The organism is Knoellia koreensis (assembly GCF_013041615.1).
Classification (GTDB): domain Bacteria; phylum Actinomycetota; class Actinomycetes; order Actinomycetales; family Dermatophilaceae; genus Pedococcus; species Pedococcus koreensis.
Map to the genome: position 1 here is coordinate 1 of NZ_JABEPQ010000002.1, position 13,237 is coordinate 13,237.

The 13,237-nt window shown below is 71.0% G+C and carries 14 protein-coding genes and 1 riboswitch; of the genes, 2 read left to right on the forward strand and 12 right to left on the reverse strand.

Annotation, left to right across the window (positions count from 1 at the left end; genetic code table 11):
* Positions 1-281: 281 nt before the first annotated feature.
* The 9 genes from HJG52_RS08350 to HJG52_RS08390 all read right to left on the reverse strand — a co-directional run bounded on the left by HJG52_RS08350 (position 282) and on the right by HJG52_RS08390 (position 6,699).
* Complete coding sequence (locus HJG52_RS08350) at positions 282-740, reverse strand: pilus assembly protein TadG-related protein (RefSeq protein ID WP_171243172.1); 459 nt, start codon at positions 738-740, stop codon at positions 282-284.
* A 23-nt stretch (positions 741-763) separates the two neighbouring features.
* Positions 764-1,240: a TadE/TadG family type IV pilus assembly protein gene (locus HJG52_RS08355; protein ID WP_171243173.1), complete on the reverse strand. Its 477-nt coding sequence runs from the start codon at positions 1,238-1,240 to the stop codon at positions 764-766.
* Positions 1,237-1,611: a TadE family protein gene (locus tag HJG52_RS08360; protein ID WP_346767636.1), complete on the reverse strand. Its 375-nt coding sequence runs from the start codon at positions 1,609-1,611 to the stop codon at positions 1,237-1,239. The genes HJG52_RS08355 and HJG52_RS08360 overlap by 4 nt, the downstream gene beginning before the upstream one ends.
* Positions 1,612-1,652: 41 nt before the next feature.
* On the reverse strand, positions 1,653-1,841 hold the full coding sequence (locus HJG52_RS08365; protein ID WP_240977763.1) for a hypothetical protein: 189 nt from the start codon (positions 1,839-1,841) through the stop codon (positions 1,653-1,655).
* An 82-nt stretch (positions 1,842-1,923) separates the two neighbouring features.
* Positions 1,924-2,844 (reverse strand): type II secretion system F family protein, encoded by a 921-nt coding sequence (locus tag HJG52_RS08370; RefSeq protein ID WP_171243176.1) that lies wholly within the window; start codon positions 2,842-2,844, stop codon positions 1,924-1,926.
* The gene (locus tag HJG52_RS08375) at positions 2,841-3,728 is read right to left on the reverse strand and encodes a type II secretion system F family protein (protein ID WP_171244060.1); all 888 of its coding nucleotides are present in this window, start codon (positions 3,726-3,728) and stop codon (positions 2,841-2,843) included. Before HJG52_RS08375 ends, HJG52_RS08370 begins: the two co-directional genes overlap by 4 nt.
* A complete protein-coding gene (locus tag HJG52_RS08380; RefSeq protein ID WP_206070469.1) occupies positions 3,728-5,056 on the reverse strand; it encodes a TadA family conjugal transfer-associated ATPase in 1,329 nt (442 codons plus the stop codon). The genes HJG52_RS08375 and HJG52_RS08380 overlap by 1 nt, the downstream gene beginning before the upstream one ends.
* Positions 5,053-6,009 carry a CpaE/TadZ family protein gene (locus HJG52_RS08385; protein ID WP_171243177.1) on the reverse strand — a complete coding sequence of 319 codons (957 nt, stop codon included), beginning with the start codon at positions 6,007-6,009 and terminating at the stop codon, positions 5,053-5,055. Before HJG52_RS08385 ends, HJG52_RS08380 begins: the two co-directional genes overlap by 4 nt.
* A 3-nt stretch (positions 6,010-6,012) precedes the next feature.
* The gene (locus tag HJG52_RS08390; protein ID WP_171243178.1) at positions 6,013-6,699 is read right to left on the reverse strand and encodes an SAF domain-containing protein; all 687 of its coding nucleotides are present in this window, start codon (positions 6,697-6,699) and stop codon (positions 6,013-6,015) included.
* Positions 6,700-6,900: 201 nt separating this feature from the next.
* Positions 6,901-7,013: riboswitch (SAM riboswitch) on the forward strand.
* Between the two features lie 48 nt (positions 7,014-7,061).
* On the opposite strand from HJG52_RS08390, the gene HJG52_RS08395 reads away from it, so the two are divergent.
* Entirely contained in the window at positions 7,062-8,516 is a 1,455-nt protein-coding gene (locus tag HJG52_RS08395) for an aminotransferase class V-fold PLP-dependent enzyme (RefSeq protein ID WP_171243179.1), read from the forward strand.
* 97 nt (positions 8,517-8,613) lie between these two features.
* On the opposite strand, the gene HJG52_RS08400 is transcribed toward HJG52_RS08395, so the two are convergent.
* The 3 genes from HJG52_RS08400 to dapA form a co-directional block, all read right to left on the reverse strand.
* On the reverse strand, positions 8,614-9,537 hold the full coding sequence (locus HJG52_RS08400; protein WP_171243180.1) for a hypothetical protein: 924 nt from the start codon (positions 9,535-9,537) through the stop codon (positions 8,614-8,616).
* Between the two features lie 194 nt (positions 9,538-9,731).
* Positions 9,732-11,417 (reverse strand): RNase J family beta-CASP ribonuclease, encoded by a 1,686-nt coding sequence (locus tag HJG52_RS08405; protein WP_171243181.1) that lies wholly within the window; start codon positions 11,415-11,417, stop codon positions 9,732-9,734.
* The gene (gene dapA, locus HJG52_RS08410; RefSeq protein ID WP_171243182.1) at positions 11,414-12,304 is read right to left on the reverse strand and encodes a 4-hydroxy-tetrahydrodipicolinate synthase; all 891 of its coding nucleotides are present in this window, start codon (positions 12,302-12,304) and stop codon (positions 11,414-11,416) included. Before dapA ends, HJG52_RS08405 begins: the two co-directional genes overlap by 4 nt.
* A gap of 141 nt (positions 12,305-12,445) precedes the next feature.
* Between dapA and HJG52_RS08415 the strand changes: the two genes are divergently transcribed.
* Positions 12,446-13,237 carry a thymidylate synthase gene (locus HJG52_RS08415; RefSeq protein WP_171243183.1) on the forward strand — a complete coding sequence of 264 codons (792 nt, stop codon included), beginning with the start codon at positions 12,446-12,448 and terminating at the stop codon, positions 13,235-13,237.

Below are 13,237 nucleotides of genomic sequence, written 5' to 3' on the forward strand. Positions count from 1 at the left end.
GCCCTCCGCATACTCCGCATCATCCGCCAACCCACCCCACGACCTAGCCATCGACCGGATCGTCACCGGATCACCCGGAGTCGGATCCGACCCCAGATCCAACACCCACCAATCAGACGGACGCGCCATCACTCAACTCCCCCTCGAAACGTTCAACACCAACCCCAGCCCCAGACACCAGCCCAGTCCGCCCCGTGGAGCACCGCACCCGGACCTCACGACAAGCCACCGTAGCGAAACGGCCCCCACGCGTCACCCCGCGGTCCACAGCCGGGGCGGGGTCACGGCTCGATCGGGGTGTCGATCCCCTCGTAGGGCCGGGCCCGGGCGCCCGCGCTGGCGGTCATCTGGCGTACGCCCACCATGCCGAGCAGCGTCGTGTTGATCTGGAGCCGCACCTCGGTGACGACGACGAGCGGACGAGGATCGGTACCGGAGACCGGCTCGATTCCCACGAAGCTGCACTCGGTCACCGAGCCCAACGCCAACACGCGCCGGCAGTAGGCGTCGACGCGGTCGCGGGCCAGCACCGGGTCGAGCTCCAGGTCGTCTGCGCTGATGTCGACCCCCTGCGCGCCCGCCCGTGCCGCCTCCTCCGCGAAGGCGGTCGCCTCACCCCGGGCGTTGAGCTGCCGTGAGGCGTCGATCGTGAGACCCCCGAGGGCGAGAAGCGCAAAGGCGATGATCGGCACCGCGGGCGCCAGCGAACCGCGTTCGCCCCGCGCGCGCACGGCGCGCACCAGAGGCTCCATCCAGCGCCCGTTCACTGGATGCCCCGGTTCGGGTCGAGCATCGACGTGAACGACGACGAGGGCGTGATCGACCCCGGCGCACCGGGCAGGCCGATGTCGGAGATCGAGTACGTGCACCGCGCGGTCACCGTGATCGGCTCGCCGGCGCGGAAGTTGTCGGAAATGCTGACGGACAACGAGTTCCGGCAGGACGCCGGTGTCGCCTGGAGTGCGTCCGCCACGACCGCACGGGCCCGGTCCTGCGCCTCGGTGTAGCTGCGCGCCACCGTCGCCGTCCGCGCCGCGTCCCGGGTGCCGGACTCGAGCATCCCGTTGACCTGGGCTGCGCGCCCGTAGGCGAAGATCAGCCCGAAGATGAGCAGGATCGAGGGGATGATGATCGTCATCTCGACGGCGAGCGAGCCGCGCTCGCGCGACGCAGCGCGCCCGCCACCGGACCACGGCGACGGTATGCCGGGTGGTGCCCACGCGGCATACCTCACCCTCATGGCTGGTCCCCCTCGAACCGCTCCACCGGGCCGTGCGCCGTCTCGGTGATGTTCAGCTGGAGGAACGGCACCAAGGTGATGGCGTGGCCGCGCACGGTCATGCTGACCCGGCCGGCCTGCTCGTCGTAGGACGGCGTCGCGACCGGGTCGAGCAGGGCCTCGCGACCCACCGTGGTCGCAAAGCTCTCGGTGTTGTCCGCGACCCCGCCGGAGATGTTCTGGTAGACGGCGGCGTCCTGGGCCAGGCGCAGCTGCGAGACGCCTTCGCGCGCAGCCTGGATCGCGACCGACTTCCCGTAGAAGAACAGCGCAGCCTGGACGCAGAAGAAGATGAGGAAGATGAAGCCCGGGGCCAGCATCGCCAGCTCCACGGCACTGACCCCGCGTTCGCCCCTGGGGCGCCGCGGTCGGGTCAGCAGGACGAGCCGGCGGGCTGGTTTGCGCAGTTCTCGAGCTGCGAGCTCTTGTTGCTCACGATGCGGTAGACGACGCCACCGATGATGGACGCCGCCACAACGACCACGGCTGCGATCAGCGCCCACTCCAACGCGCTCGCCCCCCGCTCGTCGCGGCGGGCCATCTGGGCCCGCAGCAGCGCCATGCGCATGAGTGTCAGTCCTACATCCAGCATCGAACCGTGTCCCCTGTCTCGTGATGCTTGTCGACGTCGGCATGAGGATAACTCACGCCTTGAGCAGCTGGGCCACGGCTGGGAAAGCCAGGAACACCAGGAAGGCCGTGCTGATGAGCATCTGCGCCACCAGCATGGACTGTGACTTCTCGCCCTCGTCGCCCTCGGCCTGGGTCAGCTCCTTGCGCCGCATGGTGGCGGCCCGGGCGGACAAGGAGGCCTTGATCTTCGCGCCGTCGTCGGCTGCCAGCGACAGCGCCCCTGACAGGTCGGTCAGCTCCTCGACGCCGATCTCGCGACCCAGCTCGCCGAGCGCGACCCACGGCGTGGTGCCGAACAGGCGTGCGTTGGCGAGGGCCTGCCGAATGCGGATGAGGGACCAGTGGTCGGACACCGTGGAGGCCGCGAGCAGCGCCTCCGGGAGGCCACGTCCGCCGGCGAGGTTCATTGCGACCAGGTCGAGGAAGATCCCCACGGTGCGGCGGAAGTCGCGACGCCGCGCCTCCGCCTCGCTGCGCACGGCCAGGTCCGGCAGGAAGAACCCGAGGACACCGAACGCCAGGGCCGCGAACGCCGGGATCGTCGCGGGCAGCGGGATCGCGAAGAGCCGCATGATCCCCCAGATGAACGGCGCCAGGAGGAACAGCCCGAGCCCGGCCACGACCTTGGTCGCGAGGTGGGCACCGACCGTGCGACCCATGAGCGCCAGGTCGGTGCGGACCTTCCCCAGCTCCCAGCCGCGCTCGGTGGCCAGCACCTCGATCCGGTCGCCGAGCCGCGCCATGAACGACTGCGCCCGACCGGCCATCCCCCCGGACTCCAGCCCGGTCGTGGTGTGGGTCGACATCGAGCGCTGCCCGGTCTCGATCCTCGTCAGGACCGTCGCCAGACCGGGGCGAGGCGCGACGAAGACCCGCACCACGGCATACACACCCAGACCGGTGAGGGCCCCGAAGACCAGCGACGCGATCATGACTGCGCCACCTCGTGTGCCACGGCAGCGGGCGCCTGCACGCCCTCGGTGACGAGGAAGCGGTCAGTCTTGGACGGGCTCGCCAACCGGCGCAACCACAGCAGCCCACCGAGGAACAGCAGCGCGACGACGCCGAGGACCAGCTGGCCGAGGACGCTGTTGTAGGGCTCGACGTACTGCCGGTTGAGCGTGCTCATCATGCCCATGATCCCGAGCACGATGACGAGGACGATCCGCACGCTGCGACGGATGCTGCGCCGGCCCGCCTCGATGCGTCGGCGCATGTCGAGCTCCTCACGCGTCGAGACGGCGAGCGCGGTCAGGACGTCGCGCAGGCCGGGGCCGCGCAGCCGCGCGTTGAGGACGAGCGAGGCGCAGATGACGTCTGCGCTGGGGTCGTCGAGGTCGTCGGCGAACGCCACCAGGGCACTCGGCAGCGGCTCGCGGATGCGCAGCCGGTCGACCAGCAGGTTGAGGCTGGGCCGGATCGCGGGACCTGCGTTGGCCGCTGTCGCCGGGATGGCCTGCTCGAGGCCGATCGCGCCGGCGATGGTGTCGCGCAACGACTCGGTCCACGTGGCGAGGGCCTCGAGGCGGGCGATGCCACGCTTCTCCGAGGCCGAGCTGCCGGCGATGCGGTCCCAGTATGCCGCGAGGAGGCCGAGCGCGATCGCAGCGACGACCCACCGGGTCGCCACGAGGACGAGGGCCCCGACCACGCCGCCGCGGATGAGCCGCTGGGTGCTGTCGGCGAAGCTCGCCCGCTGGCGTCGCGGCTTGCCCGCCACACGCTCGGGCACCCCCACCACCGCGAGGACGCCCACGAACAGGCCGACGCCGAGGACGGCACCGGCGAGGACCGCGAGGAGGGTGGACGAGTCCATCAGTCCCACCGGGTCATCGTGTTCGGCTGGTACCCCGCGGCGATGAGGTCGTCCAGGCAGGACAACGGTGCGTGGCTGACCGCCTCGCCCGTCGGGCCCATCGCGAACACCTCGCTGGACAGCACGCGGCCGTCGACGCCGGTGACCTCGCGGACGCTCTCGATGACCCGGTTGAGGCCACCGCCGGACTCGTAGTCGTTGCGCTTGCGCAGGAAGACCACGAAGTTGATCGAGCCGGAGATGAGCATGTGGGTGGCCTCGACCGGGAGGTTCTCCTCGGCCTGCAACGCGTAGGTGGCGATGCGGTTGAACACCTCGAGCGAGGAGTTGGCGTGGATCGTCGACAGCGAGCCGTCGTTGCCCTGCGACATGGCGTTGAGCATCGTCACGATCTCGTCACCGAGGACCTCACCGACGATGACGCGGCTGGGGTTCTGGCGCAACGAGCGCCGCACCAGCTCGGCCATGCTCACCCCACCGAGACCCTCGGAGTTGGGCAGCCGCTCCTCGAAGGCGACCACGTTGGGGTGCAGGTCCTCGAACTTGTCCAGGCCCAGCTCGAGCGCCCGCTCGACGGTGATGAGCCGCTCGCTCGGCGGGATCTCGTTGGCGAGCGCCCGCAGCAACGTGGTCTTCCCGGAGTTGGTCGAGCCCGCGATCATGAGGTTCTTGCGGGCGCGGACTGCGGCCCGCAGGAACGATGCGACCTCGGTGCTCATCGTGCCGGTGGCGATGAGGTCCTCCAGCCCGACCTTGCCGAGGCGGGAGCGACGCACCGAGATGCTCGGGCGCGCGGTGACCGCCATGACGGCCGACAGGCGCGAGCCGTCGGGCAGCCGCAGGTCGAGCTGGGGGTTGGCGGAGTCGAACGGGCGGGAGGTCAGACCGACGTTCGCGGCCAGGATCTGGATCAGCTCGACGAGCTCCTCGTCGCTGTCGGCGACGGGTTCGGCGAGCTCCTCACGACCGTCGGCGTAGCTGACGAAGACACGGTCGCAGCCGTTGATGTCGATGTTCTCGACGTCGGGGTTGTCCAGCAGTGGCTGGAGCCGGCCGACACCGAAGAGGGCGGCGTGGATCGCGGAGGCGACCACCTCCTCCTCGTCCGGGCTGAGCGGTGTGCGTCCCTCGGTGATCTCGCGCCGGGCGTGGTCCTCGAGGACCTGCACGATCAGCGAGCGAGCGAACTGGCGCTCGTCCTCCGGCGTCATGGCGGCCCGACCGGCCACCTCGTCACTGCGGCGCTGCTGGTTGAGCCGCTCGGCCACCTGGCCGCGCAGGGCGCGGACGAGGACAGGGTCCGCCTGGACACGGGGCATGGTGGTCATGAGCTCCTCCTGGACCGGAGCAGGCCACGGCGGGCGCGGCGCTCGGCGCGGGTGACCTCCGCGTCACCGTCGCCCTCGGACGTCTTCGCATCGGGCTCGGCTTGCGAACCGCCTTGTGCCGCAGTGGGTTCCGCGGACGCGGTCGGGAGGGTGTCGTTGGTGTCGGCGGGGACGCCGTCTGCCTCCGCCAGGCTGAGCCGCGGCTTCACCCCACGGTCGAAGAGCAGCTGGGCGGCGGTACGGCCGCTGCGGGCCAGGAGCGTGCGCTCAGGCCGCAGCACGTCGACGCCGTCGAACATCGGCACCGCCTTGGGGTCCAACGCGACCGCACCGAAGTCGTGCAGCCAGTTCCAGTCCCCGCGCATGGCGCCGACGCTGCTCGTGAGGTCGGTGTCGCCCTTGGGTGGGGCCACCGCGAGGACCCCCGTGAGGCGGCCGGTCGAGGACAACGAGTCGGCCAGGCCCTCGAGGCGCTGGCGGGTGTGGACGACGCTGGGGGCGGTCGGGCGGTAGACGACCACCACGACGTCCGCACGGTCGACCAGCGCGCGGTGCGGCGAGCGGGCGCCCACGTGTCCGGCGTCGACGACCACGTCGGCGTCCGACACGGCAGCGAAGGCGTCGGCGAGCGTGGCCCACAACGGGCCCACCGCGTCGGCCTGCTCGGGGTTGGACAGACCGGCGACCACCGGCTGGCCGCCGAGCGCCACCTGCGAGTGCTGGGCGACCATGTCGGGCAGCAGGCCACGGCGGGCCACGGGCAGCAGCGACAGCAGCCCCCGGTCGCGGGACAGGGCGCGGCCGCCCGCGGCCGGCAGCCGCAGCGCCACGTCGCCACCCATGGGATCGGCGTCCACGACGATTGACGGGCGGGGCCACAGCGACGCGAGCAGCATCGCGGTCGTGGTGACACCAGGCGAGCCCTTGGCGGAGAAGAGCGTGATCAGTGCCATGGCTCAGTCGGCGAAGTCGACGGCCGGCCGGGTGTCCTGCGGTAGCACCGTGATCGCGACGTTGCCGGCGGCGCTCAGCTGCGCCAGCTGGCCGGCGTCCTCGTTCCTCACGAGCACCGTGACGCTGGAGGAGTCGGACCCCTGCCCGGCCCCCACCTGCACCACGCGCGCGGCGTCGACCACCGCGTCACCGGGTGACAGGTCCCCGGTCGGCTGACCGTTCTTCCCACTCACGTAGTAGATGCGGACGACGTCGCCCTCCTTGGGCAGGTCCGTCGTGCGCCGGGTCACGTCCACCACGACGCCGACGAGCTGGGCGCCGGAGGGCACCACGTCGGCGACGGTGAACATCGTGCGGTTGACCAGGGTGCCCTGGGGCACCCTGGTCGTGGCGTAGCTGCCGATGAACCGGGCGCGTGCGCTCGCGTCCACGACGTTGCCACCGTCCGCGGCGACCCGGGCCGTGCCGAGGTCGTCCGCGGTGATCTTCTTGCCGACCGGGATGTCCTGCCTGGCCACGAGCACGTCGACCCGCTCACCGCTGCGGTACGCCAGCAGGGCGCTGCCGAGCGCGCCGACGAGGACGAGCAGCAGCGCCAGCGCGGCCAGCGCCGGCCGGCGGTCACGGCGGGCGGCGGGTAGCCGGCCGCGCGCCTGGTTGGCCGTCGCGGTCGACGGATTCTTGGCCATGGAGCGGGTCCCCCTCAGGTCGCAATGGTGGCACCGGACGCACATGCCGGCGGGCCGAGGATACCGGGCGCAACCGGGACGTGTTGCCCAGGTCGGAAACAGGCCAAGCCCGGCGTACGCCGCGTGCTCCCGTCTCAGATCACGGGAACACCCGGGTGCCCGGTGGCCGCACTCGGGCTCCGGCGGCTATCGTCCTGCGCAGGTCATGAGTGCCAGCGCGAAGCCCCGGCTTGCTGGCCAGCAACCCTCCTCCGCGGTGGGGTGCTCCGGGTGACGACCGGGTCGGCTGCACCCGCAGTCGGCAAGCGCGGACTCGCCGGCACCACGCCGAGGGTCCCACCGGACCCGAGGAGCCGACGCACATGTCGATCGCCAGCAGCCAGCCGCCCGTCGCCCACCGCACCGCAAAGCCGGCCACGCGGCATACCGCACCGCTCGCCCATGCCCGGCACCACGCCCACCTGCGCCCCGTGCCCGACCACGCGGTCGAGCCCGCGCCGAGCCGGCGCATCGGTGAGGTCGGCACGGTGCCGGCCGTGGTGTCGGAGAACCTGCTCGTCCCCACGCTGACCGGGGCGGTCGACTACGCCAACTTCGACCACGCCGCGTCAACCCCGGCCCTGGTGAGCGTGAAGGCGGCCGTCGACACGGCGCTGCGCACCTACTCCTCGGTGCACCGGGGCAACGGCTGGGCCAGCAAGGTGACGTCGGCCTGGTACGAGCAGGCGCGGGCCGAGGTGCGCAGCTTCGTCGGGGCGCGCGAGGGTGACGAGGTCGTCTTCACCCGCAACAGCACCGACTCGTTCAACCTGCTGGCACGCGCGCTGCCGCGTGACACCCAGGTGTTCGTCTTCGAGACCGAGCACCACGCGGCGCTGCTGCCGTGGGCGGCCCGGCGCACCCACCGCCTGCCCGTGCCTGGCAGCGTCGCCGACGCCGAGACCCTGCTGCGGGCCGCACTCAAGGAGCACCACGGCCGCCACCGGCTCGTCGTCCTCGCCGGCGCCTCCAACGTCACCGGCGAGGTCTGGCCGGTGCGGCGGCTCGCGGCCATCGCACGGCGGGCGGGCGCGCGGGTCGTCCTCGATGCGGCGCAGTACGCGCCGCACCGGCCGGTGTCGCTGGACGACCTCGGCGTCGACTACGTCGTGCTGTCGGGGCACAAGCTCTACGCGCCGTTCGGCGCCGGCGTGCTCGCGGGCCGCGCCGACTGGCTCGACGCGGCTGCGCCCTACCTCGCGGGTGGCGGCGCGACGAAGGCCGTCACCGAGCGTGGTGTCGAGTGGCAGGCAGGTGCCGCCCGACACGAGGCCGGGAGCCCCAACGTGATCGGCACGATCGCGCTTGCGGCGGCGTGCAATGCGTTGCGCACCAACGGATCCGCGATCGAGGCGCACGAGACCGAGCTGGGCGACCGGCTGCGCGAGGGGCTCAGCGCGATCGACGGGGTCGAGACCTACTCGATCTTCGGTCCGGACCACGAGCGGGTTGCCGTGGTGACCTTCACGGTCGACGGGCTCGACTCCTCGCTCGTGTCGACGGTGCTCTCGGCCGAGCACGGGATCGGGGTGCGGGACGGGAAGTTCTGTGCGCACCTGTGCGTCGACGCACTGCTCGACGACCCGTATGCCGCGGGCCCGACGACCGCGGTCCGCGCCAGTGTCGGGCTGGCCACGACTGCCGAGCACGTCGAACGCCTCATCGCCGCGGTGACGGAGCTGGCCGCACACGGCCCGCGGGCGGCATACGTCCACGGCCCCGGCGGCTGGGCGCCCCAGCACGACCCGCGCGCCCTGGACGTCGCCCGCCCCTGGTGACCCAGCTTTTCCGCGTCATGCGGGAAGTTGAGGTTCGCATGCACTAGTAGCGCGAGTGAACCTCAAGGTTCGCGAGTGGAGTCTTCGTGGGGAGCGGTCAGGCCGCCGCGCGCTCCGCCGCGAGGGCGGCCCGAACCCGGGCCACGATCCGGCCCGGGACGTACAGGTCTGCCCAGGTGAACCTCACGACCACGTAACCGAGGCGCCGCAACTCGTCCTCGCGACGCTTCTCGGCGATGAGGGCCTCCGTGCCGTCCTCACCGCGGTACTTCTGCAGCCCGTCGAACTCCAGGAGCACCTTGCTCGCCTTGATGCGCAGGTCGACCCGCGCGACGAATCGCCCTCCCTCGTCGCTGATCTCGTACTGCGGCTCGACCTCGATGCCAGCCATGGCGAGCTCGACCCGAGTGCGAGACTCCCCGACTGACTCACTGCGCCCATCGGCATACGCGAGCATGGTCCGCACATGGCTCGACTTGGGCCAGCGCGTCACGAGCTCAGCCAGCTCCTCCACCTCGGCAATCTCGACCCGGGACTCGTGCAGCGCCTGGTCAAGAGCCACGATGCCGGCGATCGGCCCGTCCTCGAGGGCATGCAGCACCAGTGCCGCCGCGATGCCGGCGGCCCGCCCCGCCTCAGTGTCGACGGAGCCCAGCCAGTCGACCTTGGGGCGGGTTGTCCAGTGCTGAGCCACCCGTTCGGCCGTGACCGGCCGGGCGATGAGCGCCCGGCCGAGGTCGACGTCGAACACCGGCAACCCGTGCGCGACCACCGCCGAGCGGCAGATCAGCACCGCATCCGGGTGAAGCCGGGTGATGCCCGCCGTGAGGCGCCGATGAGCATCCTCCGCGCTGAGCGGCTCGGATGGGTGGAACGCGAAGAGGCTGCGCCCGAGGTGGTCGAGCACGGTCTCCCGCGCCAGCTCCACCAGCCTGAAGGAGCCGAGGCCGACCCGGCTTGCATCGCCAGTGGTGAACACGTCCCAGGGGCCGCGGTCGATGAGTTGCAGTTGCTTGTCCATGCGGCGCGACCCTGACAGGGCACCGGCGACCATGGAAGGGGGGCCGAGTGACCCTGTGGACGAGGTTCGCCCACGGGGCTGGCTGTGGACAGCCGGTGCGCGAGGAGCTTCGCTCGGGAACTGTGAGGTTCGCTCGGCTTAGTAGGCCGAGCGAACCTCGTTTTCCCGCTTGACGCGGAAAAGCTGGGGCGGGGTCAGGCTTGGATGACGACGGGGATGATCATCGGGCGGCGGCGGATCTTGCCGCCGACCCAGCTGCCGATTGCGCGACGCACGACCTGCTCGAGCTGGTGGGAGTCGGTGACCCCGTTGCCCGCCGCGTCGGCGAGCGCCTGCTCGATCTTGGGTCGCACCTGGTTGAAGATCTCGTCGTCCTCGGCGAAGCCGCGGGCCTGGATCTCCGGCCCGGCGAGCACCTTCCCGGTCGCGGCGTCCATGACGACGATGACCGAGATGAAGCCCTCGTCGCGCAGGATGCGGCGGTCCTTGAGCAGCCCCTCGTCGAAGTCGCCGACCGCCGACCCGTCCACGTAGACGTACCCGGCGGGCACGGCACCGACGATGCGGGCGCGGCCGTCGATGAGGTCGACGACGACGCCGTCCTCGGCGATGACGATGTGGTCGGCCGGCACGCCCGCGAGCTCGGCGAGCGCGGCGTTGGCGACGAGGTGGCGCCACTCGCCGTGCACCGGCATGACGTTGCGGGGCTGGACGATGTTGTAGCAGTAGAGCAGCTCCCCGGCGCTGGCGTGACCACTCACGTGCACGCGGGCGTTGCCCTTGTGCACCACCGTCGCCCCGAGCCGCATGAGCCCGTTGATGACGCGGTAGACGGCGTTCTCGTTGCCGGGGATGAGCGAGGAGGCCATGAGGACCGTGTCGCCCTCGCCCACCTCGATGCGGTGGTCGCGGTTCGCCATCCGCGACAGCGCCGCCATCGGCTCCCCCTGGGAGCCGGTGCTGATGAGGACCACTTCGTTGTCGGGCAGGTTGTCGAGCTTCTTGATGTCGACGAGCACGTTGTCGGGCACGTGCAGGTAACCGAGGTCGGCCGCGATGCCCATGTTGCGCACCATCGACCGGCCGACGAAGGCGACCTTGCGCCCGGCCTTCTCGGCGGCGTCGAGCACCTGCTGCACCCGGTGCACGTGCGAGGAGAAGCAGGCGACGATGATGCGCCGCTTGGCCTCACGGAAGACCTTGTCGATCGCCGGCGCGATGTCCCGCTCGGGCGTGGTGAACCCCGGCACCTCGGCGTTGGTCGAGTCCGTCATGAACAGGTCGACGCCCTCCTCGCCCAGCCGGGCGAAGGCGCGCAGGTCGGTGAGCCGGCCGTCGAGCGGCAGCTGGTCCATCTTGAAGTCGCCGGTGTGCAGGATCGACCCACCGGGCGTGCGGACGAACACCGCGAGCGCGTCCGGGATCGAGTGGTTGACCGCGACGAACTCGCAGTCGAAGACGCCGAGCTTCTCGCGCATCCCCTCCTTCACGCCCAGCGTGTAGGGCGTGATGCGGTGCTCCTTGAGCTTGGCCTCGACCAGCGCCAGCGTCAGCATCGAGCCGACCAGCGGGATGTCCGGCTTGAGCTTGAGCAGGTAGGGCACGGCGCCGATGTGGTCCTCGTGGCCGTGGGTGAGGACGACGGCCTGGATGTCGTCGAGCCGGTCCTCGAGGTACTCGAAGTCCGGCAGGATCAGGTCGACACCGGGCTGGTGGTCCTCGGGGAAGAGCACACCGCAGTCGATGACGAGCAGCTGCCCGCCGTACTCGATGACGGCCATGTTGCGGCCGACCTCGCCGAGGCCGCCGAGGGGGACGATGCGCACGCCGCCCTCGGGCAGCGGGCCGGGCAGGCTGAGCTCGGGGTGGGGGTGGCTCACAGCAGACCAGACTCCTTGAGCCCGGCGCGCAGCGCCTCCAGGTGCTCGGGCGGCGACTCGACCAGCGGCAGCCGCACCGTCGCGTTCTCCAGCACACCGGTCTCGACGAGCGCGGCCTTGGCCATGATCGCGCCCTGCGACGGCTTCATGATCGCGTCGACCGCGGGGATGAGGCGGGTGTGGATCTCGCGCGCCCCCGCGAGGTCGCCGGCGTCCACGGCGGCCAGCATCGCGGCATACTCGCGGCCTGCGACGTGACCCACGACGCTGACGGTGCCCACGGCGCCCAGGGCGAGCCACGGGAGGGTGGTCGCGTCGTCGCCGGAGAAGTAGAGGAGGTCGGTGTCGGCGAGGACGTGGCTGGTGGCCCACGCGTCGCCCTTGGCATCCTTGACCGCCTTGACGGTGGGCAGCTGCGCCAGCTCGAGCAGCGTGGCCGTGTCGAAGGGGATGGCCGTGCGCCCGGGGATGTCGTAGAGCATCACCGGCAGGTCGCTCACCTCGGCGACCGCGCGCACGTGCTGGATGAGTCCGGCCTGGGTGGGCTTGTTGTAGTAGGGCGAGACGAGCAGCAGCCCGGTGGCGCCGGCGTCGATCGCGCGCCGCGTCATCTCGACCGAGTGCGCGGTGGCGTTGGAGCCGACCCCCGCCACGACTGTGACGCGGTCGCCGACGGCATCGGCGACCAGACGCACCATCTCGATGCTCTCGTCGTCGGACAGGGTCGCGGACTCCCCCGTCGTGCCGTTGACGACGATGCCGTCGTGGCCGGTCTCGACAAGGTGCTCGGCCAGGCGCCTGGTGCCCTCGGGGTCGATGCTGCCGTCGGGTCGCATCGGGCTGACCATGGCGGTGAGAAGGCGCCCGAACGGGCTTGACGTGCTCATACCTGCAGGCTAGCGCGCGGCGGGTGGGTGCCCACGTCGCCGCTCGCCCCACGACACGGATTTGGCGGTATGCCGTCGACGCGTGGCGGTCCTGCACGTCACCTCCGGGCGTCGTCGCCGCCCGGTGTTAGCGTTCGGGACGTGCAGCAGTACCTCGACCTCCTCGACCACGTCCTCACCACCGGCACCGAGAAGTCCGACCGCACGGGCACCGGCACGCGTTCGGTGTTCGGCTACCAGATGCGGTTCGACCTGTCCGAGGGGTTCCCGGTCCTCACGACCAAGAAGCTGCACCTCAAGTCGATCATCGGCGAGCTGATCTGGTTCCTGCGCGGCGACTCCAACGTGCGCTGGCTGCAGGAGCGCGGCATCACCATCTGGGACGAGTGGGCTGACGAGAACGGTGACCTCGGCCCGGTCTACGGCTACCAGTGGCGCTCCTGGCCGACTCCCGACGGCGGGCACGTCGACCAGATCGCCAAGGTCATCGAGTCGATCCGCACCAACCCCGACAGCCGCCGCCACATCGTGAGCGCCTGGAACGTCGCCGACGTCGACGACATGGCCCTCCCGCCGTGCCACACGATGTTCCAGTTCTACGTGGCTGACGGCAAGCTGTCCTGCCAGCTCTACCAGCGCTCGGCCGACATCTTCCTCGGCGTCCCGTTCAACATCGCGTCCTACGCGCTGCTGACGATGATCGTCGCCCAGCTGACCGACCTCGAGCCGGGCGAGTTCGTCCACACCCTCGGTGACGCCCACCTCTACTCCAACCACCTCGACCAGGCGCGGCTCCAGCTGACCCGCGAGCCGTTGCCCCTGCCGACGATGAAGATCGCGCGCAAGGACGCCATCGACGACTTCGACCTCGAGGACTTCGAGCTCATCGGCTACGAGGCACATCCGTCGATCAAGGCGCCGATCGCGGTCTGA

Bases quoted from the DNA above. Each gene is read 5' to 3' on its own strand.
- HJG52_RS08355 (WP_171243173.1), bottom strand. From the start codon at position 1,240: ATGAGGGTGAGGTATGCCGCGTGGGCACCACCCGGCATACCGTCGCCG.
- HJG52_RS08390 (WP_171243178.1), bottom strand. From the start codon at position 6,699: ATGGCCAAGAATCCGTCGACCGCGACGGCCAACCAGGCGCGCGGCCGG.
- HJG52_RS08395 (WP_171243179.1), top strand. From the start codon at position 7,062: ATGTCGATCGCCAGCAGCCAGCCGCCCGTCGCCCACCGCACCGCAAAG.
- HJG52_RS08400 (WP_171243180.1), bottom strand. From the start codon at position 9,537: ATGGACAAGCAACTGCAACTCATCGACCGCGGCCCCTGGGACGTGTTC.
- HJG52_RS08370 (WP_171243176.1), bottom strand. From the start codon at position 2,844: ATGATCGCGTCGCTGGTCTTCGGGGCCCTCACCGGTCTGGGTGTGTAT.
- HJG52_RS08365 (WP_240977763.1), bottom strand. From the start codon at position 1,841: ATGGCGCTGCTGCGGGCCCAGATGGCCCGCCGCGACGAGCGGGGGGCG.
- HJG52_RS08380 (WP_206070469.1), bottom strand. From the start codon at position 5,056: ATGACCACCATGCCCCGTGTCCAGGCGGACCCTGTCCTCGTCCGCGCC.
- HJG52_RS08375 (WP_171244060.1), bottom strand. From the start codon at position 3,728: ATGGACTCGTCCACCCTCCTCGCGGTCCTCGCCGGTGCCGTCCTCGGC.
- dapA (WP_171243182.1), bottom strand. From the start codon at position 12,304: ATGAGCACGTCAAGCCCGTTCGGGCGCCTTCTCACCGCCATGGTCAGC.
- HJG52_RS08385 (WP_171243177.1), bottom strand. From the start codon at position 6,009: ATGGCACTGATCACGCTCTTCTCCGCCAAGGGCTCGCCTGGTGTCACC.